This is a genomic window from Rhodococcus sp. FW305-130, assembly GCF_058788335.1.
Window position 1 is genome coordinate 54,093 of record NZ_JBYTAP010000005.1, and the last position, 24,772, is coordinate 78,864.

Here is a 24,772-nt window from a genome sequence, read left to right on the forward strand (position 1 = left end):
ATTTTCCACACGACTGTCTGGAGACCGACATGTTTGGACTTTCACTTCCCACCCTCCCGTTCCTCGGCAACGGTTCCGATGCGAAGGACGACGCTCCCGTCGTCCTGACGTACGAGCAGGTCGAGGAGATCGGCCGCGAGTTGGACGCATTGCGTGATCGCACCGTCGCTTCGCTTGGGGCCGAAGACCGGGAGTACATCTACAAGATCATCAAGGCTCAGCGCGGGTTCGAGGTCGCAGGTCGCGGCTTGATGTACCTCGGATTCCTACCGCCGGTGTGGCTCGCGGCAGTCGGTGCGCTGAGTGTGTCGAAGATTCTCGACAACATGGAGATCGGCCACAACGTCATGCACGGTCAATATGACTGGATGCGGGAACCCGGGCTCAATTCCGAAGTCTTCGAATGGGATACGGTGTGCCCGGCCGACCAGTGGCGACACTCGCACAACTACATGCATCACACGTACACCAATATTCTCGGCAAAGACCGTGACATCGGATACGGCATCCTGCGTATCGACGACGCGCAGAAGTGGAACCCCTATTACCTCGGTAATCCGGTCTGGGCCTTTGCCTTGATGATGCTCTTCGAGTGGGGTGTGATGATGCACGATCTCGAGATCGAGAACGTCATCCAGGGCAAACGCAAGTGGCACGACGTCAAGCCGCTTCTGAAGGGCTGGTGGAACAAGGCGGGCAAGCAGGTCCTCAAGGACTACGTCATCTTCCCGGTTCTGACGGGGCCGCTGTTCGTGACCACTCTCGCGGGGAACGTCACCGCCAACCTGGTCCGAAACGTGTGGACGTACTCGATCATCTTCTGTGGCCATTTCCCCACCGGCGTACAGAGCTTCACCGAGGACGAGACGGCCGACGAGACTCGTGGTCAGTGGTACGTGCGTCAGATGCTCGGCAGCGCCAACATCGAGGGAAGCCCGCTCTTCCACATCATGTCCGGCAACCTCTCGCACCAGATCGAGCACCACCTGTTCCCGGACCTGCCTGCGCATCGTTATCCGGAACTCGCTCCCCAGGTGAAAGAATTGTGTGGGAAGTACGGTTTGCCGTACAACACCGGTGGGTTCTTCAAGCAGATCGGTTCGGTATGGGGCAAGATCTTCAAGCTCGCTCTTCCGCCCGGTTTGGTCAAGTCGAAGACCCCTCCCGGTGTTATCGTCGAGCGCCAGCGAACTGCAGCCTGAGAGGCACACACTGATGGTCGGGAAATTCGAACGCCGCAAGGACACGGTCCAGGAACTGACCGAAAGTGCAGCCAACCACGTGGGCTCCATCGCGATGATCATCGCCGGGGCTGTTCGAGACGTGACGCGCGAGATCGGTGACTGGGTGTCCGACGGAATCGAGATGCGTGAAGCAGCGAAAAAGGCTGCGGCTGACGATCGTTCGGAGTCCGTGACCATCGAGCACGACGAGACCGATCCACCGGAAGATTGGCGTTGATTCCAACTCTTCGATCGCCGAGACAGTAAGGCCGACGGCCGGATCGCCCAACCGCGAGCCGTTTCGCCTGAACGACCACGTTGCCCTCCGTCACAGATGACGGAGGGCAACGTGGGTTTCGTGGACTGTTTCGGCGGCCGAAGACGCGGATCGAACACCGATCACAAGTGAGGTCCTAAGCAGCGCTTCCGAGGCTCGCCGAGTCGAAGCTGCCGAGCCCGGTGCTGCCGAGACCGCTGCTACCGACCCCGCCCAATGCGAGCGCATTGCTGCTACCCGCGCTCAGTAGCTGGACGATGATGTTGATGACGATGGGGTCGCCGGTGAGCGGAATTGTAGGCACAGGGGGACCTGCTTTCTGTTTCGAGATGTGGTGAGCAAGGTGAGCGGCGACGGGATCGTCGACGTGGTCAGGCGGGCTGTTTCAGCCACTTCCGGTGCTGCCGAGCGACACGATAGAGCCGTTGCCGAAGCCGAGTGCTCGGGAGAGTGAGCCGAAGTCGATGACCAGGCTGCCCAGGGTGTGCTGGTTTATCACAGTGGTTCCTGTCTGTGCCGCGACTTTGTGATGCGAGCGGGTAAGTCGATCAGGGAGCAGGCGTCGTGGGAGTTTCGCCGCCGCCGCCGCCAATCGGAGAGTTGTTGGTGTAGAGGAAACTGCTGCCGGCGTTGAACATCTGTAGGACGGTGTTCATGACGACGGCCAAAGCGCCTGTGGTTGGTGCGGCGATCATGTGCTTGCTCCTGGTTTCAGCGGTGGCGACGTGGTGGTCACCGTGGTCACCGCCATCACAGTGTCAGGCGGCTTGGAGCGGGCCCTGCGCGAGAGATTCTCTCGCACAGGGCCCGAGATTCGTCCTAGGAGACGCCGCCGCCATCCGTCGAGCCCGTGCCGGTGCTGCCCGCGTTGAAGAGCTGCAGGATGGTGTCGAAGAAGGCACCGAGGAGAGCGTTATCCTGGCCGTTGATCATGTGTTTCCCCTTAATTGTTACTGGTTTGCGCGGTGATTCGCACCACACTTTTATAGCCCGGTTCGGAACGGAAAAGTGGGGTCCAGGCGCCACACGTGGACAGCTAATAGCGAGGATGTGAGTGTTCACATTTTCGCTGGACGATTGTCCACATCAGTGCTTGCGAAAGTCAGAGAGATCATGGCAGCGCGCAGTTTGAGCAGTTCAGAGGGCAGGGCCGGATCCAATCCGGTCAGGGTTGCGATGCGCTTGATTCGATTGTCGACGGTGTTGGTGTGCAGGCCGAGCGCCGACGCGGTGCGCTGACGATGCTGGCCATTGGCGAGGTGTATGGACAATGTCTGCAGCAGTTCCGGATTGCCGTCGAGTGGCCTTAGAAGATTGATCAAGCTGTCGCGGCCTGCGCCACCCCGAGTGAGTTGATACTCGAGCGCGAGGTCTTCCATTCGGTACGACCGCGCCGGCAGTCTCAGGCGCCGCACGAGTTGCGCCAATTCGTGAGTGGTTGCTTGGGCGGCGGCGATATCTCGTACCGCGGCGTTCTCGGCGATTGCTGTGATCTCCACCCCGACCGTTGCGCGTGCACGTTGGATGACCTCGCACACTGTTCCCCAGTCGGGTGTGCCCTCGATCAGGACCAGACCACGTTGCGGTGCAGGAGCTTCGAGCAGCGCCGACCCGAAGTGGGCCGCGATTTTCGATTGAGCGACGGAGAGGTCACGGTAGGCCTGTATGCGCTGGTGGTTGCCGTTGCGTGCTCCCGGGCGGATGGGCGGCAGGTTCACCAGGAGCCGCAGGACGAGATAGCGGGGTGCGAGTTCAACGCCCATCTGCAACGCAAGCTGGGTGGGATCGTCGCCGTCCAGCATGGCTTTCACGAGAGCGCCGGCGGAGTATTCCCCGAGTTGGGAGCCAGCTGGGAGAGCCGAGAGATAGCTGATCGAGATGAACGAGTGAAGCCGCTGCGCGAGTGCGAACAAGAACTCGTTGAGATCCCCGAGATTGGCGGAGTCCTCGGCGTCGGCCCGGCTGAGGATGAGGGTGCGAAAAGTGCTGATGCCCTCGTTGGTCAAGTTGAGGATCGCGCTGAGTGGCACGCCTTTCAATGCTTGTTGGACGGTCATCGTGTGAATGCCGTCCAACTCTTGGTCGGTGGGAAGTTTGCGGTGATCCAGCAGCTGGATCCCCACTTGGAGCCCCTGCACGATCACCGCAATCAGTTCCCGACGAACTGCCTCCGTTTGGAGGGAAGTCAACGTCGGGTTGGCACGGGACAGGTGATCTACGAGATCGCTTGCCAGTGGGATGACGTCGTAGACCGCTGTGGAGGCGGGCTTGCCTCCCAACATGAGCGGTCCCGGGTTGTTCAGCAGCGCTGGGGACATGGGTGGCCTCCTCTAGACAGGTGCGTCGCCTGGCACAGGCACCCGGAGGCTCGGCGCGTTACGAAGCGGGGTACACGCTGAGGCCTTGTTCGGGGGCATACTCGCCGCTGAAATTTGCGGATCGAATTGCGCCAGGCGTTGTGATTTCTACCACATGAACGATCGTCCAACTGTGAAATGGACAAATGTGAAGATAAGTCCATATGCCCCACGCGCTGCGGACCTAAACAATCGTCCACTTACGGTGTTTTTCGACGTCAGAGCGGAAAACGGATTCGGAGGACACCACGAGTTCCGTCTGGGATCATTGCCGGCGCCGACGGTGCTCGTCGCGGGCGATTTGCTCAGATCAAGCTCGAGGGCCCTGGGTCCTCGAGGACCCAGGGCCCTCGAGGCCTAGGTATTGATTCGACCGGTCCGATGTACGGGAACCGGTTCAGGGTGAAATCACCCCTTTTTGTACTGCTGTCTGTATTGCGGAAATCTCTAGATGACGCCCAGCGAAATCATGGCGTCGGCCACCTTCACGAAGCCGGCAATGTTCGCGCCGTGCACGTAGTCGCCCGGCTTTCCGTACTCGGCAGCGGTGTTGATGGTGCGCTTGTGAATGCCGCGCATGATTCCGGCGAGACGCTCGTCGGTGTACTCGAAGCTCCAGGAATCACGCGAAGCATTCTGCTGCATTTCGAGGGCGGAGGTTGCGACGCCACCGGCGTTGGCCGCCTTGCCGGGCGCGAAGGCTACGTTCGCGTCACGGAAGAGCTGGATGCCGCCGGGGGTGGTGGGCATGTTCGCGCCTTCGGCAACGGCCTGAACGCCGTTGGCGATCAAGGTCTTTGCGGCATCTTCGTCGAGCTCGTTCTGAGTCGCGCAGGGGAGTGCGACGTCGCACGGCACGTCCCAGATGGAACCATCGGCGATGAACTCGGCATGCGGAACTGCGTCGGCGTACTCGCTGATGCGGCCGCGGCGAACTTCCTTGATCTCCTTGAGGAGGTCGAGATCGATGCCCTTCTTGTCCACGATGTATCCCGAGGAATCCGAGCAGGCGATCGCGACGCCGCCGAGCTGGTGGATCTTCTGGATTGCGTAGATGGCGACATTGCCGGATCCGGAGATCACGACGTTCTTGCCTTCGAGGCCTTCACCCTTTGCCTTGAGCATTTCGGCGACGAAGTACGCGACGCCGTAGCCGGTGGCCTCGGTGCGAACCTGCGATCCGCCCCAGGTGATGCCCTTGCCGGTGAGGACGCCCGACTCGTACGTGTTGGTCAGCCGCTTGTACTGACCGAACAGGTAGCCGATCTCGCGACCGCCGACGCCGATGTCGCCGGCCGGAACGTCGGTGTATTCACCGATGTGACGCTGCAGTTCGGTCATGAAGGACTGACAGAAGCGCATGACCTCTGCGTCGGAGCGGCCCTTGGGATCGAAGTCCGAGCCACCCTTGCCGCCGCCGATGGGCAGGCCGGTGAGTGAGTTCTTGAAGATCTGCTCGAAGCCGAGGAACTTCACGATGCCCAGGTTGACGCTGGGGTGGAAGCGCAGGCCGCCCTTGTAGGGGCCGAGTGCACTGTTGTACTGCACGCGGAAGCCACGGTTGACGTGAACGTTGCCCTGGTCGTCGGTCCACGGCACGCGGAAGATGATCTGGCGTTCCGGCTCGCAAAGCCGCTCGATGAGTCCGGCGTCGGCGTAGCGGGGGTGGCGTTCGAGCACTACGTGAAGAGACTCGAAGACCTCAGCGGCGGCCTGATGGAACTCGGGCTCTCCTGCATTGCGAACCAAAACCTGATCGTAAATCTGCGCTACGCGGTCACGTACGGACACCGCTCACCTACCTCGTTGTGAGAACTCTTTTACATTTCCGTTACATACTAGGCGCCCTTATTGCTGTATCGGACAACTGTCCCGTGAAGGTGAAATCGGACACAGCTGTCACTTGTGTCAGTTGAACGGGCGATTTATAACAATTTGCTCAGCTTTCACTCTCTTAACACAGTCCAAATGGTTTGCTTCTGCGGTCGGGGATCACTGTGCCTGTGGTCCGAACGGGAGTCGAAATGATCAGAGGGGCTGCACGTGCGTAAAAAACACTCCATGTCGGCGATGTTGTCGATAGGCGTCGTCACGATTGCCGCGACGATTGCCGCAGCACCGTCTGCGTCGGCGATCGGCGGACCGTGTGGGTCGGGAGGAAGTGGTTCCGCCGGATCGATGACGGGTTCGCTCGGTTCGCTGACCGGATCACTTGGCAGTGGTTCCGCCGGTACCGGCTCCCTCGCCAACGCGTTGCCGTGGATCACCGGCGCGCCCAACGGTGCTCTGCCGGTGCTGACCGGCCGCACCAAAGCGATCGAAATGGTCACTGGCCCAGGCAGTCCCAACAACACGATCGAGCGGTTCAACGTGTCGGGAACCGACCTCGGAATCATGTGGGACAACGGTCTTTCGGGGCCGGATCACGACGTTCTGATGGCATTCGGCGATACGGTTGGCGACTGCGACACCCCGGGTGACGACTGGCGTAGCAACGTGTTGTTTCGCAGCAACGACACCGCCATCGCCGACGGCATGAAGATCGACAGTTCTCCTTTGGACGGCCCCAATCATTCCAAGGAGATCATTCCGGGATTCGGCATTCCGGGCGAGTTCACCACCATCCCGACCGCTGGAATCTCTTACGGTGGCGTGCAGTACATCAGATTCATGTCCGTTCGGTCGTGGGACGAACCAGGGGCCTGGACCACCAACTATTCGGCTCTGGCTTTCTCCACGGACAACGGTGAGAACTGGGAGCTCGATCCGGCGACGGTTCGCGCGAACACAGAAGGACTCGGTATCCCGGGGATTCCGGCGGTATCACCGATCAATTCCAACTTCCAGCAGAGTGCCTTCGTCGACGGACGCGATGGTTACCTGTACGAATACGGAACTCCCTCAGGCCGTTTCGGTAAGGCGATCCTGGCGCGAGTTGCCGGCGCCGACATCAGAAACCTCGGCGCCTACGAATACTGGGACGGCTCCGGTTGGAGTCCGCGAGATACCGATGCCGTTCAGGTCATCAAGGCACCGGTCAGTGAACTCGCAGTGCAGTGGAACGACTACCTGAACAAGTACGTTGCCATGTACACCAGTGCCGAGGGCAACCTGGTGATCCGTCAGGCCGACCAACCGCAAGGCCCGTGGAGTGGTACGCAGACCCTGTTGAGTGGAATCACGTTGCCCGCGTTGTACGGCGGATTCATGCACCCGTGGGCGAGCGGACAGTTCCTCGAATTCGTCGCCACCACGTGGGACCGTTACAACGTCATCTACATGCGGACCGATTTGAACGGACTCCAGATGGCGTCATCGGATTCGCGCGATCGTCCTGACCCCGCGACCACCGGTGAGGCTCGCGTCCTCGAAGTCACGATGCCGGAAGACCGCTAGCCCGAGCAAGATTCGACAACTGTGGCCTGCAACTCGATCGAGTTGCAGGCCACAGTTTTGTGAGCGTTGATTTCGGTGATGCTCAGAGAATGAAGAGCATTTCCTGATACGTCGGGAGTGGCCAGTGATCGTCGGCGACGATGGTTTCGAGGAAGTCGGCCGCTGCACGTACCTCTGCCATGGCGGGCAGGAGTGCGTCCTGTGCGTGCTTGGCCTGATCGAATGGCGACTCGCCGGCGTCGGTGTCGATTGCTGCGCGCAGGGCCGCGAGCGCTGTGCGCAGAGCCGCAACGGGCGCCGACACTTCTTCGAGCGGAGCTGAATCCGGTTCGAGGCCGGCGGACTTCAGTGCGACGAAGTTCTGCGCAACTTCCGTCTGGTGGCGCACTGCAGCCGGAAGGATCAGCGTCGTACCGATTTCGGCGGCCAGGCGTGCCTCGACGCCGATGCTCAGTGCGTACTGTTCGAGTCCGACCTCGTAGCGACTGTGCATCTCTCGGTGGTTGAAGACCTTGTACTTCTCGAAGAGTTCCATCGAGGACTCGGTGATCAGTTCAGGAAGGGCGTCCAGCGTCGTGCGAAGGTTCGGCAGGCCGCGAGACTCGGCCTCGATCTGCCAGTTCTCCGAGTAACCGTCGCCGTTGAAGACAACCGCACCGTGGTTGGTGATGATCTCGGTGAGCAGATTCTGGACGGCGGTGTCGAAATCCGCGCCGTCGGCAACCGCGGCCTCCAGTTCGGTGGCCATGTAGTCCAAGGCCTCGGCCATGATCGTGTTGATGGTGACCATCGGGCCGTTGACTGTTTGCAGCGATCCTGGTGCGCGGAACTCGAAACGGTTGCCGGTGAAGGCAAATGGGCTCGTGCGGTTGCGGTCGCCCGGATCGGTCGGCAGGACGGGAAGGGTGTCGGCTCCGATCATCATGGTGCCCTTGTCCTTCGACGATGTTGCCGCGCCCTTGGCGATCTGCTCGAAGACGTCGGCCAGTTGATCGCCGAGGAAGATCGAGATGATTGCCGGGGGCGCCTCGTTGGCACCGAGACGGTGATCGTTGGTTGCCGATGCGACCGACGCGCGCAGGAGGCCGGCGTATTTGTGGACGGCCCGGATGACTGCGGCGCAGAATACGAGGAACTGGGCGTTGTCATGCGGATTGTCGCCGGGGACAAGCAAACTGCCGAGTTCGGAGTTGCCCAGCGAGAAGTTGACGTGCTTGCCGGAGCCGTTGACACCGTCGAACGGCTTCTCGTGGAACAGACATTCCATGCCGTGCTTCTTGGCGATGGTCTTGAAGGTGGTCATCAGCAACTGCTGGTGGTCGGCGGCGATGTTGCCTCGCTCGAACATCGGGGCGATTTCGAACTGGCCGGGGGCAACCTCGTTGTGCCGTGTCTTGGCGGGGATACCGAGTTTGAACAGTTCCCGCTCGGTGTCCATCATGAATCCGAGCACACGTTCCGGGATCGCCCCGAAGTAGTGGTCGTCGAACTCCTGGCCCTTGGGCGGCTTTGCGCCGAAGAGTGTTCGGCCGGCGTTGAGGAGGTCGGGGCGGGCGAGGAAGAAGTGTCGATCGATCAGGAAGTACTCCTGCTCGGGACCGCAGAACGACACGATGTGCTCGGGGTCGTCGTGGCCGAACAACTTCAGGATTCGTTCGGCGTGGAAACCCATTGCCTGTTGTGAACGCAGCAGGGGAGTCTTGTGGTCGAGCGCTTCGCCGGTCATCGAAACGAACACGGTCGGGATACACAGTGTGTTGCCGTTGGGGTTTTCGAGAACGTAGGCCGGGCTCGTGACATCCCAGCCGGTGTATCCGCGAGCCTCGAATGTGTTGCGCAGCCCGCCGTTCGGGAAACTCGAGGCGTCGGGTTCACCTTGGATCAAGGTCTTGCCGGCGAACTCCGCCAGTGCACTGCCGTCGCCGACCGGCTCGAGGAAGCTGTCGTGCTTCTCGGCCGTCAACCCGGTCAGTGGATAGAAGACGTGGGCGTAGTGGGTTGCGCCTTTCTCCAACGCCCAGTCCTTCATCGCCGACGCGACCGCATCGGCGACCATGGGATCAAGCGGTTTGCCTTGCTCGATCGTCGCCATCACCGACTTGTAGACGAGCTTGGGCAGTCGCTTCTGCATGACCACCTTGTTGAAGACGTTGGCACCGAACACCTCGCCGGGTGTCTCGTCGGTGGTGAAACTGACCACCGGAGGTGTGTAGGCCTCGACGTCCTTGATCGCTTGCAAGCGAACTGCATTTCCACTCATGTGCTTACCCCTCGCCCGGGCCCAGGGCTGCGCTGCTGATTGCGAGCCCGACTTCGGCAAACCCTACGAACCTCCGGTATCGGGGGTGTTTCGTAGATATTGCGCCTGTCCGCAAACTTCGAGTCACAACGGAAATGTCGATCTGTCGGAGGTCTACGGCAGACTTCGAGCCGACGGGCTATTGCAGGACAGTCGAATCGGAGAGTCTTTGTGATCAGGGTGTTGGTGCCAACAACGGTGGAGCAGGGCGATCTCGCGGAAGTGCTTCGGTTGTACGAAGAACTTGTCACCGAGACCCGAAAAGAGGTCGGCTGCATCAATTACGAGTTACTGCAGCGCACCGACAATCCCTGCGAGCTCGTGTTGGCGGAGGAATGGGAATCGCAGGAGCACCTCGACGCCCACACTCATACCGAGCACTTCGTCAGGTTGGTTGAGGCGCTGGACAAGCTCGAGACGGCAGCGCCGGCGCAGATCTTCACGAAGGTCCTGTAGCGGCGGAGTCCGGTCTCAGTGCTCGCTCAGGCGTCGAACGAACATTCCGGAGAGCCTCGAGCGTCAACTAGGCGAGCCGTTCCGACACACGCGGAAACTGGTTTGCATCGACACGCCAGAATCATCGTAGGTCCGTCGAGTCCGATGTAGGACAGCGCCTTCGGGCTCCAGCCGGGCCTTGTGCCGGTGTCGGCCGACCTGCACGGGCGCTCTATACGGTCACGTCGGAGTAGGGCATATGCTCTGACACCCAAGGAAATACGACTTCCATGAGTAGCAGCACCACCGCGACCAAGAGAACGATCGCCAGCAGGGCCTTCACTGGTCGGGGGCCGGGGAGCGCGCCCCAGAGGTAGCCGTACATTCATTGCTCCTGGAATGCCGCGGGAATGGTGCCCGAAGTCTTCGAGATTGTTTCGACGAGAACCGCGTGGACGATCAAGCGTTCGCTGTTCGAGTAGAGCGGATGGCACGTGGTCAGTGTCAACATACTTTCCAGCGTGGCGTCGGGCTCGGCCCAAGGGCTTCCGGGCAGCGGGTTGACGACCGCAACATCCCCGGGCACGGTGATGTGCCGCCCGAGGAGATGGGCGTAGTCGCCTTCGGAAACCCGATCGGCTTGCTCGGGATTCAAGCAGGCTTTCGCCGCAGCGCGACGTTCGGGCGAGGCCTGGTCGAGTGGGAGTAACCGGTACGTCATCCACTGGGACTCGGTCTCCACGACGACGGCATCGCATGCATCGAGTCGATCCAGGTGTTGGAAGACTGCGCCGGAACCATTGCGGTGCCCGGCGAGCGCGAAGTTTCCGGCTTCGCCGGGCATCTGCGAGTCCGGGTAGTGGCCGGGGCCGGCCCGCAGGTCCTCGTTGCGTGTGCCCTCGACGATTGCGTACGCGGCGCCGAGTGTGGGGAAATGCACGCGCGCGAATCCCTCGCCGAGCACAGGGATCAGCGGGGACACCGGCTGACCGTCGATCGCTCCTGGGGCTTCGGGGTCTTCGGCCCAGGATTCCTCCAGACTGTTGTTGAGTTCGTCCTGGAGCCGCCCTGAGACGATATTGGTCCAGAACGCCTCATAGATGACGAACAGCAGGACGACGACCCCGGCCGTGAGGAGCAGTTCGCCGATTACCTGGCCTGTGCCCGGCCGCCGATGCCCTCGAACTTTGGTATCGCTCACGGACCGGGGTCTCCTCTTCACAGATCTACCGAGCTAGCTGATGTGTCGAATTGGTGCCGTATCGAACTAGCTGCCCGCGTTGATCGTGGCGCTTCCGGTACCGCCGAGGAGATCGTAAAGGAGTACGGACAGGCGACCGAGGCCGTCGATCGCGGCAGAACCAGTGGTCTCGATGCCTTCGATGACGATCGGGAACGGGAGGAATGACATGGTGTTTCTCCTTCGAGGGGTGGGCCACGGGGGCGGCCGCGAGATAGATACGTCGTGACGGTGAAACAGGGCGGGGGCGACCAGGCGTAGGTCGCCACCCGCCCTGTTTCGGTATTCCTGGTTGGGAGTTACTCCCGGCCGGGTGCACGCTTGCGGTTACGCAGGGTGAGCCATGCGCCACCGCCGATCAGCGCCAGCGCCAGACCGGCGAGCCAGATGACGTTCGCGCCGGTTACCGGCAGGGACGATGACTGGTCCGGTTTGGCCTGAGCAGGATTTCCCGGAGCAGGCGTGCCCGGAGCACCGTTGTGTCCACCACCGTTATTGCCGGGAGTGTTGTTGCCGGGAGTCGACACGTCGGTGCCTGGTCCTCCGGGTACCTCAGAGCCCGGCCACGTCGGGATTTCCCCCGGCGGCAGCGGGATCGGGATCGGGATGATGATCAGCCCATTGCTGCTGGTTTTGTTCTCGAGTCCCAGGACCACCGACTTGTTTGCTTCGCCGGTGAGCTTGACGGAAGTTGCGGTCGGGTCGCCGTCGATATTCGAGACGTCCGCCTTGCCTTCCTTGACGCCCCAGATCACTTCACCCCACTTGACGTTGGTGACGTCAGTGTGAGCACCGGTTTCTGTGAAAGTGATGTCGGTGTTCAGCGGGAACTGGACCCGGCCGTCGATGACGGCTGCGTCGCACTGGGCGGTCGGAGTGACCGAAGCGCCCGGTCTGACATCGAGAACACAAGACCGCGCCTCATTGTCGATGTCCGTCCACGTAGCCGTGACCTGGAAGATCGTGGATCCGTCCTTTGCCACCTGGCCGCCCTTGGGGCCGGTCACGATCTTGTCGATATCCACCTCGGTGGTCGGGATCGGGCGGTTGTGGATCTCCACCACAGCCTTCTCACCGGCTACCGCCTTCACGGTGTCGCGGTATTCGGCGTCACCGGCATCCGCGGACACGTAGTAATACGGCCGCGCCCAGTCGATACCGGCCAGGGGCTTGGGGTCGACCTCGGAGAAGGTGATCACGGTGTTCCGCGGCACAACCTCGTCGGACGTCCAGCTCCAGTCGTTTCCGGCATCGAGGGTGATGGTCTGGCCCACTGCCGGGAAATCGGTTCCGGCGGGGAGCGCCGGATCGATTCCGTCGATACGGACTTCGAACTTCGTGCTGTCAGGCAGGTCGGCCTCGGGGGCGCGGACGGGGTTGCCGTCAGCGTCGAGGATGAACTTCGTGAATTCGACCGATCCGAATTTCCACAGCGCCTCGTTCGACAGCGTGATCAGTCGACCGTCGGTCGGGTCGTCGGAGACTATGCCCGTCGCGGTGCCGTCGAGGTTCGAATGCAGCCACGATTCGCCTTCCGGGCTGGTTCCCCAGGAGATGGTGCCCCACTCGACTCCGTCGACATCGGGACGGCCGGTCTCGGTGAAGGTCACCTCGGTGCCGACGGGGAGGTCGACGCCGAGCGGTGTGGTCTGTCCCTGCTTGACGCTCAGCACCTGGGTGCGGTACTCCACACCGTCGCGCCAACGCGCCTCGACCGTGAACTCCACGTCGTCGCCGACGGCCTCGGCGGCCTCACCGCCGACCTGCTTTGCGATGCGCAGAGTGCCGTCGTTGACGTCGACGAAGTTCGACACCTCGATCTTGCGCAGATCCTTGCCGATGGTCACCACGGCTGCGTTGTCCGGATTGATCCTGACATTCCCGGAGTATGCGGGCACGCCATAGGCGAGACCGTCACCGTTTGCCGGAACCAGCTCTGTAAGTGTGACTTCGGTGCCACCGGGCAGGTTCTCGCCGAACGGAACCGCGGTGCCGTCGGACGGAAGAGAGAGTGTCTTGCTCTGCGGTTTGTCGTCCGTATCGAGCCAGGTGGCAATCACGTCGAAGCTCGCCGGTACGGCCTTGTCGAACGCCTTCGGGCCCGTGAGTTTCTTGCTCACTTCGAAGGTGCCTTGCGTGATCTTGGCCTCGTTGGTGATGGAGACCGTGTTCGCCGACGCATCGGTGCCGATGGTGAGCATTTTCGGGTTGATCACCGGCTCCGACCAGGTCACGAGGTCGGTGTTCATCGGTTGGACCTCGGTGAAGGTGACTTTCGCTCCGATGGGCAACTTGCCCAGGTCGTAGTGCTGACCGTCCTTCAGAGTGAATTGACGCAACTCGTTGCCGGCGGCGTCGTCACCAAAGGCGATCTCTGCGTTGACGACGAAAGCCTCGAGTCCCGTGCGCGCTCCGTCACCGATGACGGACTTGGTGATCCTCGCCGATCCCAGACTCGCTTTGTTGAGCAGTGTGACACCGACATTGCTCTTCGGCGTGATGGTCACCAGCGCCTCGGTGCGGTCCCCGTTGAGCGTCACACCCTCTGACGGGCGGAACGTCCCTCTCTCGAAATACACACCGTCAACGGTGGGGAGGTTGATCTCGGACAGTCGGATCTGCCAGCCGGTTCCGCGGGGGTTGATCCCACTGACCGAGATCCCGTCAGCCTTCACCTTGATCTCGTAGGAGCTCACCGGGGCGTCGGTCGCTGGGTTTTGCCCGGGGGCGAACTCCTCGACTTTCACGGTGAACTCGGTGTCTTGCGGGAATTTCTCGGAGAAGGGAGCGATCTCCTTCAGAAGCGAGAACGAGCCCCGTGACACACCTTGGCCGGTGCCGCCGCCGCCCCATTCCTGCTTGACACTCTGCGTCGACTGAGTCTTGCCGTTGTAGAAGACCGAGTTCCCGTAAACCGTGCCGCGCTGATCCAGCCCACCGCTGCTGGTGCAGAGGGTGTATTCGACGTAATAGCGTGTCTCACGGTTGTAGTCGCCCGCGTCCTTCGGGAGGGTGATGGCAATCCCGTTGTCGCCGCTGCGTGTGACCGTGGTGCCCGCGGTGATGTCCGTCCCGCCCTCTTTTGCAAGGAAGTCGCGCGCGGTGACCTTGAAATTGAGGTCCTTCTTCAGATCGCCGCTGACATCACACACCGCCAAGCTGTCGGAGAACGTGTCGGTGATGACCGCCGGTGCGTCGAGGCCCTCGAGGGTGTGCCCGGAGACCTGCACCTTCCAGTCGATGGTCGTGCCGGCAGGCTGCTTCTCGCCCGCGACGTCCTTCGGTTCGGAGTTGAGCGTGCCGGTCTTGCCGCCCTCGAACTTGGGCCCCGTCACCGAAGCGTCTTTGGAGATGCCGTTGACGACCGCCGTATTGGTGAACACATCAGAGGAGTCCGGCACCTCCTTCTCGATCACACAGGACCGGAACTTCACGTAGTAGTACTGCGTCGAGTCTTGCTTGATCTTTTCCTTCGGCGTGATGGTCATGCTGAAGGATTGGGCACTCGCCGTGGCACCGGAAGCGTCGATGTCGAACTCGGAGGTGACGTTGACGTGGTTGGTTGTTTCACCGTTCAGCCCGGGTAGACGGTTCGCGCGCCAGACCGTCGGGACGAGGCCGCCCTCGCAGACCTCGTGATTGGCGCCGAGAGTCTCCTTGATGATGACTTTCTGGTCGGGGAGGCTCGCGATGAAAGTGCCCGGAAGCGTTATGCTCCAGTCGATCTCGCTGTACCGGGTACCCCCGGCCCAACCGCCGGACTTCGACGGCCCGGTCTGTGGCGACCAATCCTGGCCGACGCCTGCCGCGCCTACGGTGTTCCCGCCGATGGTCACGGAGTTGTCGTAGACGGTGCCCGTGTTGTCCACTTCGCCGCTGGTTGTGCACGAGGTGTACTCGATGCGGTAGAGCTTGTTTCTTTCGAAGGGGCCGCCGTTGTCGAGCGCGATGCTGACTGGATCTCCAGCGGCACTCTGGGTGACGGTGACGCCGCCTGCGACCGGCTTGAGATCGTTCGGGCGACCGGACAACAGCTTCGCGTTGAGCAGGTTGCCCGTACACAGCTTCATGTTCTCTGAGAGCGCGTCGCTCAGGGTCACCGAACCGGTGCCGCCCGCGTCCAGTGCGGCCAGATCGGCACCGGGAATGTCGATGGTCCAGCGCACAGACTGCTTGTTGCCCTGGAGTTGGCCGGACTTCTTGGCAGCGCTGATCACGCTGCCGTCGCTGATGCCGCCACCGCCGGGTAGCTCGTGCGTCACGTCGAAACTGCCGTTGATCGTGAAATCAACTTTCTCTTCGGTGGTGTACTCGACTGCCTTCGTGTAGACGAAGAAATCGCCTTTCACCTCGTCCGGCCGATCCGCCACAGCGTCGGAGAGCACGCAGGTCATGAGATTGGTGGAAGCAGCCAGATCGCATGTGCCCCAAACCGTCCCATCGTCGCCCTCCAGCGCGATCGTCGGGTTGGACTGAAGCTTCAGCTCGCCAGGGAATTCAATGGTGAACTGGTCGCCCGGCTGCGGACTCGCGCTTGACGCGTCCCAAGTGCCCTTCACCGTGACGGAGTCCCCGACCGTGATCTGCTGGTCGTTCTTTCCCTCGACCTGGACGTCGGTGATATTCACATCGATGCCGGGATTGACTCCGCGTGCGGCCAGTCGCTGCGCCGCCACAGAAGTCGTAGACGGGGGCGCCGTGGATGTGATCGGCGGTTTCGCAGAAGTGGGTGACTCCGACGTGGAAGTAGGCGGCGCCGTCGTTTTCAGTGGCGCCTCCGTCGTAGTCGCGGGCGGCTTCGTTGTGGTCGGAACTGTGGTGGTCGGAACTGTGGTGGTCGGAACTGTGGTGGTCGGAACTGTGGTGGTCGAGGTCCCGATGTCATCTGCCGAGGCAACTTGGACGAATGAGAACGACGATATGACCAGCGCCAGGACCGCAACAATCATCCCCAACGCCGCCCACCGAGACACCACCCCCTCCCCGGCACGACGCGGGAAGACACGGTTACGCATGACGAACACCTTTCGTTCAGAACACATGATTTAGGCCCCGTTTCCGGGGCCGGCGAATAGCGAAACGGGACCTTGGAGCAGCTCTGGAGCCTGAATGCGAGCGTTGGTGATTCTCAGGCGACCTACTGCGGAGCCGAACAGTTGGTAATCGGGCCTCGGCTGGCGCAAAGGCAGACTGACGACCCACTGCGGGTGGGGCCGGGAAATTCCAACTGAATTCGGCCGCCGGCATTCCCTAACGCGACGACTTACGGGGCTCTAAAGGCCGCGGCTGAGGTTTTTTCCTGCGCAATTCATCGCAGTCCGGGTATGAGCGCCATCCCGGATAGCAATAGCACCAGCGCGATGGCTCCGAAGGGGAGTCTTCGTACTGCGTACAACGCGGCCGTGACGGTTTTCATGAAATTCCTTTCTCTGACAAAATTTGAAGAAACTTGCCCGGGGCGGTTCGCGAGAATGTGCAAAAGACGAGCAAACTACGCAGAAGGCGCAAACCGGACGATGCGCAATCAGGAACCTAACATGATCAAATCGCGTAGCTGGACATGCCCTGGACGTCCGTCCATGCACGAAAAACTCCATGTACCTGGCTATATATGGTTAATTCGAAATCTTCCCAAGTTAACTGGCTGGTTCGTCACAATTCGATATCAACCATCAGTTGCATGCCCGTCCTGGCCCTCGTCGACGACCGATGAGCGACCGAGTCGGTTCGGCGCTGCCGTACCGATTGAGCCTTTATGTAGTTCACTGGCCTTTATCTGCTGTCGCAACGACGGGTTGTTCAGCGAATTATCTGTGCGCACACAGTCGGCATAAATGCAAATCTTTTTTCTTCTGGTAGTGCGAGGGTGAATTAGGGGGTGAATTCAGTCGCGCGTCATCGAAACCTGGAATCCCTGAAAGGATCCAGAGATGGGGGTCACATTAGATTCGTTTTTCTTAGCAGATTGGATTCCGGCCTGAGTTAACCGTCGATAATGCTTCGGGGGCCGACATGGCATTTCGAGACAAAGAATCGCCCAGCTTTTCGTAGAAAGCCTTCGGTACGGTTACCTCAGTCCAGCTGATCACGCGCCGCAGCGACTTTTGGCGACGCTCTTGTGCGCACGGATGAGGCACTGCCTGGGATGTGTGCGGATCTCGGAAAATGCCACGTCGGAGGCTTCTTCGAAGATCTGGAGACCTCGCAAGTTCAGGTCGTTCTCGCGCATTTCGGCACGATGAAATGGCTTACTTTTCAAGCGCTTTCGATGCCCGGAGTCAAATGGTGACGGTCGTTGCGTAGTCGCTGACGGCGGATGCGGCCGGTTCGGTCGGTGCGCAGTCGCCACATCCGAGCAACCGCACCGAGTAGCCGCGAGGTCCCAGAGCCGGCGCCTCTCGCGGCTCCCTGGAAACTTCGCGAAATTAGAACTTCGAATCGAGTTCTCGCTCAACCATTCTGACGCAGCTTGTGTCATTGGTGCTACGCCCACGGCCGCCAGCAAGGTCCGACTACTCCGGCTGCTGTTACGCCCTGGGATCCGGAGCCCAGAGATTCTGTGACACTGTGCGGCGGCTCTGCTTAGCGTGTTGCATGCGACTCAGCCGGCAGTGGTGGATTCTTGGCTACCGGCTCGTTGTCGTAGAACTTCGTGAGACGACCTTGTCGCAGGGGAAGGGCTACAACGATTGGTCGGGTCCGGTCAACGAGGCGGGACCGGTAGTCGGTTGGTGCGCGCCGGTGAACCGCTCGACGACGGATACAACGACGATCGCGAGTGCCAGGATTCCAACCGTCCGGGCGAGTGACTTCAGGGTCTTCGGAAGTGCCTTCTTCATGCGAGGCAGATTACTGCGGACGGCACGTAATTTGTGGGCTAGGTTTCGGTCCGTATCGGACTGCTCTGCCCAGTGGCCGCTCGTCCACGCAGTGTGACTATCCGTGAATCAAATCTTGTGGTGCCCCCGGCAGGATTCGAACCTGCGACCAAGAGATTAGAAGGCTCTTGCTCTATCCCCTGAGCTACGGAGGCGCGTGGAACATCATACTCGAGGGTTCGGGATGTGACGCGCGCCGCCCAACTCCGACGCGTTGTCGTAGTCGGTTCGCGAAGGTCCTACCCTTGAGGTATGGCTACACCCGACCTCGCGCCGACAGATTCCCCACCGGAGTCCACACAGCACAGCGGTGCACCCGCTTCTTCGACCGCGATATTCGTGGTCAGTGGACTCATCGCAGGGCTCACCGCAGCCATCGTGGTGGGATTCTCCGCGTCGCAGGCACTGACTCTTCTGGGTATCCCGGATCCAGGTCCGATCACCACATACGGCCTCCCCGCGATGCGCGCACTGGGGGAGATCGCCGCGGTCATCGCGATCGGGTCACTGCTGCTGGCCGCGTTCTTCGTGCCGCCGCAGAAGTCGGGCGTCCTCGACGTCGACGGCTATCGAGCAGTCCGAACCGCATCGCACGCCGCGATCGTGTGGGCAATCTGTTCGTTCATGATGGTGCCCCTGACGCTCTCCGACACGTCGGGTCAGCCGTTCGCCGAAGCGATCAAACCGGCAAACCTCTGGTCGGGACTCGATCAGGTCGAGATCGCCGGCGCCTGGCGCTGGACGGCGATCATCGCGGTTGTTCTGGCGATCCTGGCCCGACTGACACTGCGCTGGTGGTGGACACCGCTCCTGCTGCTGGTCGGTCTTCTCGGACTGATGCCGCTCGCTCTCACCGGTCACTCGTCTTCGGGCGGCTCGCATGACATCGCTACCAACAGCCTGATCCTGCACCTTGTGGCGGCTTCGCTCTGGGCCGGCGGCTTGTTCGCGCTACTGGCCCACGCGCGGCGCGGCGGCGATTACACCGACGTAGCGGCTCGACGCTTTTCGACGGTCGCATCCATCTGCTTCGTCGTCATGGGATTCAGCGGCGTCATCAATGCGATTGTCCGTCTGCCTCTCGACGACGTGTTCACCACGACCTACGGACGATTGATCGTCGCCAAAACAGTTGCACTGATCATCCTCGGGTTCTTCGGTTGGGCTCAGCGGAGTCGGGCGCTACCGGCGCTGGCGGAGAACCCGAAGAGTCGCTCTGCCCTGATTCGATTTGCCGGCGCCGAAACGATCGTGATGGCGGCGACCATCGGTCTCGCGATCGGCCTCGGTCGTACCCCGCCGCCTCCGCCGCTGTCGATTCCCTCGATTCCCGAGGTCGAACTCGGTTACAACCTTCCGGACCCGCCGTCGTTCATGGCGTTCGTGACGGACTGGCGATTCGACCTCATGTTCGGCACCGCCGCAATTGCTGCGGCGATTCTGTACGGCATCGGCCTGCGCAAGCTGGCCAAGCGTGGAGACTCCTGGCCCGTCGGCCGAACCATCGCCTGGATGAGCGGTTGCGCGGTGCTCCTGATCGCCACGTCGTCCGGTGTCGGCAAGTACGCGCCGGCAGTCTTCAGCGTTCACATGGGCGCACATATGGCGCTGTCGATGTTGGGCCCAGTCCTGCTGGTTCTGGGTGCGCCGATCACTTTGGCTCTGCGGGCGCTCGATCCGGCGGGCAAGGACGGCGTGCCAGGCATTCGCGAGTGGATTCTGACCGCGCTGCACAGCCCGTTCTCACGATTCATCACCCACCCGATCGTGGCGGCAGTTCTCTTCGTCGGCGGTTTCTACGCGCTGTATCTCGGCGGAATCTACGGCGCGACCGTCGACTCGCACAGCGCTCACCTGCTGATGAACCTGCACTTCATCCTCAGCGGCTATCTCTTCTACTGGGTGGCGATCGGAATAGACCCGTCACCACGCCAATTGCAGCCGGTGACCAAGCTGGCGATGGTCTTCGGCTCACTTCCGTTCCACGCGTTTTTCGGCGTGGCATTGATGAGCACCACCGCCGTCATGGGCGGCGCGTACTTCCGCTCGCTCGGACTCGGTTGGAACAACGACCTGATCGGCGATCAGCAGCTGGGCGGCAGCATCGCGTGGGCGACCGGCGAGATCCCACTCATGGTGGTCATGCTCGCGCTGCTGGTTCAGTGGTCGCGCAGTGACGGAAGGACCGCGCGCCGAACGGACCGTGCGGCCGAGCGTGACCACGACGCCGACCTCGCTGCTCACAACGCTATGTTCGCAGAATTGGCCAGGCGGGACCGCGAGGGGTGGAAACCGCGTGAGGCTGCTGACGCGGAGACTGCAAGCGAGGACTCTGCGGGCGAGACACCCAGCGAGAAGAAATCCGACGAATCCTCCACTAGCACTTAGTTCCGACACTGCCCGGGCCGTTTGGCTCGGGCAGTGCTGTTTCTCCACAGCTGTCCCGCCGATGCACAGGTGGAAATCGAAATCCCGAGCCAGGCGTTTGCCGTTCCACAATCGAAACTGCCGACGCAATGATCGGCCCCGCGGCAGTTGGCGGGTTCTGGAGTTCGAAGGGGGATCGGACATGTACGAAACGCATGCAACGGTTGTCGGAACCGTCATCACCAATCCGGTGAAGCGGCAGACAACCAATGGCGAAGAGGTGCTGAGCTTTCGGATGGCGAGCAACACGCGACGCAAAGACGCGGTGACCGGAGAGTGGACGGACGGAGCGACCCTCTATCTCACGGTCAGCTGCTGGCGGCGGTTGGTCACCGGCGTCGGCGCATCCATCATGAAGGGTGATCCGGTCATGGTGGCGGGGGAGTTGCGCACCAACGAGTACACGACCAAAGAGGGTGTGCCTCGTTCCGATCTCGAGCTACGGGCGACTGCGGTAGGCGCGGACCTTGCTCGTTGCATCTCGAAGATCGAGCGTCAGAGCAAGCCGACGTCGGCGGAGAATGCCGAGGACGCAGTCGACACCGTCGCTGCGTGAGGACTCACACCGAGGGTTTCGGGCAGTCGCGGGGCCGAGAGTCGTGCCCCGCGTCCACTCGCTCGAGAAGTTCGGTGAGAGTTGCTCGCTCCGATTCGTCGAGGTCGTCGAACACATCCGAGGATTCGCGGCGTTGAGCTTTCGCGACGTCGGCAGCGAGGGTAGCGCCGGCGTCGGTGAGCTCGAGTAACACGGCTCGCCGATCGTTCGGATCGGGAGTGCGGCGCACCCATCCGGCCTCTTCGAGGGAATCCACGACGTCGGTCGCCGACCGCGGAACGATGCGCAATCGCTCGGCAAGAAACCCGAGTCGAACCGGCTCGCCCACTCGGGTCAGTACTCGCAGCGCTCGGCTTTGCGACGGCGAGAGACCGAATGGTTCCAGCGCTGCCACTTGGCGTCGGCGGATGAGCCGTGCCACGGACATCACTACGTCGGTGAGTTCGCGCTCTCGGGAATGCATGGCGTCAGTCTAGCGTTGTTGGTGTCAGCCTCATAGTGAGGTAACCTCATCAATATGAAACTAGGGTGAGAAAGCCTCCAGGAGGTAGAACGTGAAACCAGATCACATGCGAAACATCGAACGATCCGCTGTCGAGATCACTCCGGCGGACTCCGTACCGGCAAAGCGCGTACTCGGACTGTTCGCGCCGTATCGAACTCAGATCGCCATCGTCACCGCGGTCATCACACTCAGCGCGATCGTGGCGTTGGGCAGTCCGCTGCTCCTACGCGAAATGCTCGACAAGGCGATCCCGGACCAGAACCTCGGACTCGTCAGCGTTCTGGCCATCGGCATGATCGCCATTGCCGTGATCACGAGCTGTCTCGGCGTGGCGCAGACTTGGATGTCCAACAGCATCGGCCAGAAACTGATGCACCAACTGCGCGTGCGGGTCTACTCGCATCTGCAGAGTCAGTCGCTCGGATTCTTCGCTCGAACCCGAACCGGAGAAGTTCAGTCGCGCATTGCCAACGATATCGGCGGTATGCAGTCGGTGGTCACCAACACGGCAACGTCCATCGCGCAGAATGCAACGACCGTGGCAGCCACCATTGTTGCTCTGTTCCTTCTGGATTGGCGGCTTGCCATCTTCTCGCTGGCGATCTTGCCGGTGTTCATCCGTATCGCACGCAAGATCGGTGACGAGCGCCGCAAGATCTCGGGTAAGCGGCAGAAGCTACTCAGTGATCTGTCGGTGCAGGTGGAGGAATCTCTCTCCGTCAGTGGCATTCTCCTCGGCAAGACGACCGGCGCGAAGTCGGCTCTGACGGATCGATTCACCGAGCGTTCAGCGGAAGTCGCGGACGTGGAACTCCGGGCCATGATGGCCGGCAAGTGGCGCATGGCGACCATGTCGATCACCTTCGCAGCCATGCCCGCACTGGTCTACTGGTTCGCCGGTTTCACTCTCGATCACGGCAACACCATCACCGTCGGCACCCTCGTCGCATTCACCACACTGCAGACCCAATTGTTCCGCCCCACCATGATGCTGCTCAACACGGGCGTCGAGGTGCAGAGTTCGATGGCACTGTTCAGTCGCGTGTTCGAGTACCTGGATCTGCCGATCGACATCGCGGATCCGGAAGAGTCGAAGAGCTTCGACCGCACCAAGATGTCCGGCGAACTTCGGTTCGACCACGTCGACTTCTCGTATCCAGGAACCGACAGCAAGACTCTCGACAACATCGACCTCACGGTCCCGGCCGGCGGAACCTTGGCGCTGGTCGGCTCCACAGGTTCGGGCAAGACCACCCTCGGATACTTGGCCGCACGTCTGTACGACCCGACTGCGGGATCGGTGAGAATCGACGACATCGATCTGCGGGACCTCGATCTCGCGACGGTCTCCGATCTGGTGGGCGTGGTGTCGCAGGAGACGTACCTCTTCCATACGACGATTCGTGAGAACCTTCGGTTCGCGAAACCCGATGCCACCGACGCCGAGATCGAGCAAGCAGCGCGCATCGCGCAAATCCACGAGTTCATCTCCGGTCTCGACGACGGGTACGACACCATGGTCGGCGAGCGTGGCTACCGATTCTCCGGTGGTGAGAAACAGCGCATCGCGATCGCGCGCACAGTTCTGCGGAATCCGCCGATCCTGGTCCTCGACGAGGCGACGAGCGCCTTGGACAATCGCACTGAACGTGCGCTGCAGGACGCGCTCGACGAGCTGATGGTCGGACGCACCACTCTTGTTGTAGCGCACCGACTCTCCACGGTTCGAGATGCGGATCTCATCGCGGTCCTCGACCAGGGCGTGGTTGTGGAAAAGGGCACCCACGACGAACTTGTGCAACAAGGTGGGCGATACGCGCAGTTGCTTGCGGCCTCGGGTAGCGACGCCGTCGAACTCCCGTCGGAACTGCAGACCGTGTGAGTGTAAGAAATGTCGGCCATTTCACTTCCGCAAGTTTCTAGAACGTGTTCTACTTTAATGGTCGTTGATCGACTATCAGTGGAGGCGGAAAGATCATGGGTCAGGTTCTGGACAACATCTCACAGTTCGCCGACGAGATCCGCGCCGACGGAGTCGAGGGCGACAAGCTGATGCGCTTGACGGACGGCAGCGCGAAGCGTTTGCGCGACGCCGGCGTGATCCGGATGTTGCAGCCGAAGGAGTTCGGAGGGTTCGAGGCGCATCCGCGTGAATTCGCCGAGACGGCAATGGCTATCGGTGCGATGGATGGTGCCACGGGCTGGGTCAGCGGCATCGTCGGTGTTCATCCGTGGGAGCTTGCGTTCTTCGACCGCAAGGCTCAGGAAGAGGTGTGGGGGACCGATCCTGATACGTGGATGGCGTCGCCGTATGCGCCGATGGGCGTGGCGAGGCCGGTCGAGGGTGGGTACATCCTCAACGGTCGTTGGTCGTTCTCGTCCGGTACCGATCATTGTGACTGGATCATGATCGGTGCGATGGTCGGTGACGAGTCCGGTAAGCCGTTGATGCCGCCGAAGATTCTGCACGTGTTGTTGCCGCGCTCCGATTACGACATCGACCAGGACAGCTGGAATGTCGTGGGCCTGCGCGGTACGGGGTCGAAGGATCTGATCGTCAAGGATGCGTTCCTGCCGACGTATCGGACTCTTGATGCGGGAAAGGTTTTCGACGGGACGGCGTGGAAGGAAGCGGGCCGTACGGAGACGTTGTACAAGTTCCCGTTCTCCTGCATTTTCCCGTTGGGGATCACTTCGTCGTTGATCGGTATCGCGGAGGGTGCGTTGGCGTGCAACATGGCGGCGCAGCGTGAGCGTGTGACGGTCAGTGGTGTTCCGATCAAGGAAGATCCGTACGTGCTGTTCGCGATCGGTGAGGCTGCGGCCGAGATCGCTGCTTCTCGGGCTGCGATCTTGGAGACGGTGGATCGATTCTGGGACATGACCGAGAAGGGGCAGGAAGTTTCGTTCGAGCTTCGTGCGATCGGTCGGCGCACGCAGACTGCTGCGGCGTGGCGTGCGGTGCGGGCGGTGGACGAGATCTTTGCTCGTTCCGGTGGTGGCGCGTTGCAGTTGAACACGCCGATGCAGCGGTTCTGGCGTGACGCGCATGCCGGTCTCGCGCACGCGATCCATGTGCCTGGTTCCATTTTCCATTCGTCGACGCTCTCGCAGCTCGGTGGCGAGCCGAAGGGCATCCACCGGGCAATGATCTGAGCCGTCCTGGGGACACCCGGAGG

19 protein-coding genes and 1 tRNA gene are annotated in these 24,772 nt (G+C 61.4%); 8 read left to right on the plus strand and 12 right to left on the minus strand.

Going from position 1 to position 24,772, the window contains the following annotated elements; all coding sequences use genetic code 11:
• The first annotated feature begins 29 nt into the window (after positions 1-29).
• On the plus strand, positions 30-1,202 hold the full coding sequence (locus AC3WQS_RS16455; RefSeq protein ID WP_020908255.1) for a fatty acid desaturase family protein: 1,173 nt from the start codon (positions 30-32) through the stop codon (positions 1,200-1,202).
• A 13-nt stretch (positions 1,203-1,215) separates the two neighbouring features.
• Complete coding sequence (locus tag AC3WQS_RS16460) at positions 1,216-1,461, plus strand: hypothetical protein (RefSeq protein ID WP_019749125.1); 246 nt, start codon at positions 1,216-1,218, stop codon at positions 1,459-1,461.
• 175 nt (positions 1,462-1,636) lie between these two features.
• Here AC3WQS_RS16460 and AC3WQS_RS16465 read toward each other — a convergent pair whose 3' ends face one another.
• The 4 genes from AC3WQS_RS16465 to gdhA all read right to left on the minus strand — a co-directional run bounded on the left by AC3WQS_RS16465 (position 1,637) and on the right by gdhA (position 5,648).
• Positions 1,637-1,804 carry a hypothetical protein gene (locus tag AC3WQS_RS16465; RefSeq protein WP_003945367.1) on the minus strand — a complete coding sequence of 56 codons (168 nt, stop codon included), beginning with the start codon at positions 1,802-1,804 and terminating at the stop codon, positions 1,637-1,639.
• A 244-nt stretch (positions 1,805-2,048) separates the two neighbouring features.
• On the minus strand, positions 2,049-2,195 hold the full coding sequence (locus AC3WQS_RS16470; protein WP_167333749.1) for a hypothetical protein: 147 nt from the start codon (positions 2,193-2,195) through the stop codon (positions 2,049-2,051).
• Between the two features lie 363 nt (positions 2,196-2,558).
• A complete protein-coding gene (locus tag AC3WQS_RS16475) occupies positions 2,559-3,818 on the minus strand; it encodes a PucR family transcriptional regulator (RefSeq protein ID WP_046378785.1) in 1,260 nt (419 codons plus the stop codon).
• Positions 3,819-4,304: 486 nt separating this feature from the next.
• The gene (gene gdhA, locus AC3WQS_RS16480) at positions 4,305-5,648 is read right to left on the minus strand and encodes an NADP-specific glutamate dehydrogenase (RefSeq protein ID WP_003945368.1); all 1,344 of its coding nucleotides are present in this window, start codon (positions 5,646-5,648) and stop codon (positions 4,305-4,307) included.
• 270 nt (positions 5,649-5,918) lie between these two features.
• Here gdhA and AC3WQS_RS16485 point away from each other — a divergent pair, with 270 nt between their 5' ends.
• Positions 5,919-7,253 (plus strand): glycoside hydrolase family 183 protein, encoded by a 1,335-nt coding sequence (locus AC3WQS_RS16485; RefSeq protein ID WP_092763311.1) that lies wholly within the window; start codon positions 5,919-5,921, stop codon positions 7,251-7,253.
• 82 nt (positions 7,254-7,335) lie between these two features.
• Here AC3WQS_RS16485 and AC3WQS_RS16490 read toward each other — a convergent pair whose 3' ends face one another.
• Positions 7,336-9,513, minus strand: a complete 2,178-nt coding sequence (locus tag AC3WQS_RS16490) for a glutamine synthetase III family protein (protein ID WP_019749120.1) — start codon at positions 9,511-9,513, stop codon at positions 7,336-7,338.
• 225 nt (positions 9,514-9,738) lie between these two features.
• Here AC3WQS_RS16490 and AC3WQS_RS16495 point away from each other — a divergent pair, with 225 nt between their 5' ends.
• Positions 9,739-10,008 (plus strand): putative quinol monooxygenase, encoded by a 270-nt coding sequence (locus tag AC3WQS_RS16495; protein ID WP_232329879.1) that lies wholly within the window; start codon positions 9,739-9,741, stop codon positions 10,006-10,008.
• Between the two features lie 364 nt (positions 10,009-10,372).
• On the opposite strand, the gene AC3WQS_RS16500 is transcribed toward AC3WQS_RS16495, so the two are convergent.
• From AC3WQS_RS16500 to AC3WQS_RS16525, 6 genes are all read right to left on the minus strand, one after another.
• On the minus strand, positions 10,373-11,188 hold the full coding sequence (locus AC3WQS_RS16500; protein ID WP_019749117.1) for a class E sortase: 816 nt from the start codon (positions 11,186-11,188) through the stop codon (positions 10,373-10,375).
• Positions 11,189-11,254: 66 nt separating this feature from the next.
• Positions 11,255-11,398 carry a hypothetical protein gene (locus tag AC3WQS_RS16505; RefSeq protein WP_003945342.1) on the minus strand — a complete coding sequence of 48 codons (144 nt, stop codon included), beginning with the start codon at positions 11,396-11,398 and terminating at the stop codon, positions 11,255-11,257.
• Positions 11,399-11,526: 128 nt separating this feature from the next.
• The gene (locus tag AC3WQS_RS16510) at positions 11,527-16,176 is read right to left on the minus strand and encodes a DUF5979 domain-containing protein (RefSeq protein ID WP_492711545.1); all 4,650 of its coding nucleotides are present in this window, start codon (positions 16,174-16,176) and stop codon (positions 11,527-11,529) included.
• 1,136 nt (positions 16,177-17,312) lie between these two features.
• Entirely contained in the window at positions 17,313-17,456 is a 144-nt protein-coding gene (locus tag AC3WQS_RS16515; protein ID WP_198931685.1) for a hypothetical protein, read from the minus strand.
• 451 nt (positions 17,457-17,907) lie between these two features.
• Positions 17,908-18,066, minus strand: a complete 159-nt coding sequence (locus AC3WQS_RS16520) for a hypothetical protein (RefSeq protein WP_003945304.1) — start codon at positions 18,064-18,066, stop codon at positions 17,908-17,910.
• A gap of 118 nt (positions 18,067-18,184) precedes the next feature.
• Positions 18,185-18,260, minus strand: a tRNA-Arg gene (locus tag AC3WQS_RS16525).
• Positions 18,261-18,357: 97 nt separating this feature from the next.
• Here AC3WQS_RS16525 and AC3WQS_RS16530 point away from each other — a divergent pair.
• Positions 18,358-20,493: a bifunctional copper resistance protein CopD/cytochrome c oxidase assembly protein gene (locus tag AC3WQS_RS16530; RefSeq protein ID WP_020970010.1), complete on the plus strand. Its 2,136-nt coding sequence runs from the start codon at positions 18,358-18,360 to the stop codon at positions 20,491-20,493.
• Positions 20,494-20,674: 181 nt separating this feature from the next.
• Complete coding sequence (gene ssb / locus AC3WQS_RS16535) at positions 20,675-21,088, plus strand: single-stranded DNA-binding protein (RefSeq protein ID WP_060939151.1); 414 nt, start codon at positions 20,675-20,677, stop codon at positions 21,086-21,088.
• Between the two features lie 4 nt (positions 21,089-21,092).
• Here ssb and AC3WQS_RS16540 read toward each other — a convergent pair whose 3' ends face one another.
• Positions 21,093-21,551 carry a MarR family winged helix-turn-helix transcriptional regulator gene (locus AC3WQS_RS16540; protein ID WP_003945320.1) on the minus strand — a complete coding sequence of 153 codons (459 nt, stop codon included), beginning with the start codon at positions 21,549-21,551 and terminating at the stop codon, positions 21,093-21,095.
• Positions 21,552-21,657: 106 nt separating this feature from the next.
• Here AC3WQS_RS16540 and AC3WQS_RS16545 point away from each other — a divergent pair, with 106 nt between their 5' ends.
• Complete coding sequence (locus tag AC3WQS_RS16545; protein WP_492711543.1) at positions 21,658-23,475, plus strand: ABC transporter ATP-binding protein; 1,818 nt, start codon at positions 21,658-21,660, stop codon at positions 23,473-23,475.
• A 95-nt stretch (positions 23,476-23,570) separates the two neighbouring features.
• The gene (locus AC3WQS_RS16550) at positions 23,571-24,749 is read left to right on the plus strand and encodes an acyl-CoA dehydrogenase family protein (RefSeq protein ID WP_019749100.1); all 1,179 of its coding nucleotides are present in this window, start codon (positions 23,571-23,573) and stop codon (positions 24,747-24,749) included.
• Positions 24,750-24,772 lie beyond the last annotated feature (23 nt).

Coding starts and splice junctions, on each gene's coding strand:
- AC3WQS_RS16475 (WP_046378785.1), bottom strand. CDS start 3,818: ATGTCCCCAGCGCTGCTGAACAACCCGGGACCGCTCATGTTGGGAGGC.
- AC3WQS_RS16490 (WP_019749120.1), bottom strand. CDS start 9,513: ATGAGTGGAAATGCAGTTCGCTTGCAAGCGATCAAGGACGTCGAGGCC.
- AC3WQS_RS16530 (WP_020970010.1), top strand. CDS start 18,358: ATGGCTACACCCGACCTCGCGCCGACAGATTCCCCACCGGAGTCCACA.
- AC3WQS_RS16455 (WP_020908255.1), top strand. CDS start 30: ATGTTTGGACTTTCACTTCCCACCCTCCCGTTCCTCGGCAACGGTTCC.
- AC3WQS_RS16550 (WP_019749100.1), top strand. CDS start 23,571: ATGGGTCAGGTTCTGGACAACATCTCACAGTTCGCCGACGAGATCCGC.
- ssb (WP_060939151.1), top strand. CDS start 20,675: ATGTACGAAACGCATGCAACGGTTGTCGGAACCGTCATCACCAATCCG.
- AC3WQS_RS16505 (WP_003945342.1), bottom strand. CDS start 11,398: ATGTCATTCCTCCCGTTCCCGATCGTCATCGAAGGCATCGAGACCACT.
- AC3WQS_RS16470 (WP_167333749.1), bottom strand. CDS start 2,195: ATGATCGCCGCACCAACCACAGGCGCTTTGGCCGTCGTCATGAACACC.
- AC3WQS_RS16515 (WP_198931685.1), bottom strand. CDS start 17,456: ATGCGCGAGAACGACCTGAACTTGCGAGGTCTCCAGATCTTCGAAGAA.
- AC3WQS_RS16520 (WP_003945304.1), bottom strand. CDS start 18,066: ATGAAGAAGGCACTTCCGAAGACCCTGAAGTCACTCGCCCGGACGGTT.
- AC3WQS_RS16540 (WP_003945320.1), bottom strand. CDS start 21,551: ATGCATTCCCGAGAGCGCGAACTCACCGACGTAGTGATGTCCGTGGCA.
- AC3WQS_RS16460 (WP_019749125.1), top strand. CDS start 1,216: ATGGTCGGGAAATTCGAACGCCGCAAGGACACGGTCCAGGAACTGACC.
- AC3WQS_RS16545 (WP_492711543.1), top strand. CDS start 21,658: ATGCGAAACATCGAACGATCCGCTGTCGAGATCACTCCGGCGGACTCC.
- AC3WQS_RS16485 (WP_092763311.1), top strand. CDS start 5,919: ATGTCGGCGATGTTGTCGATAGGCGTCGTCACGATTGCCGCGACGATT.
- AC3WQS_RS16510 (WP_492711545.1), bottom strand. CDS start 16,176: ATGATTGTTGCGGTCCTGGCGCTGGTCATATCGTCGTTCTCATTCGTC.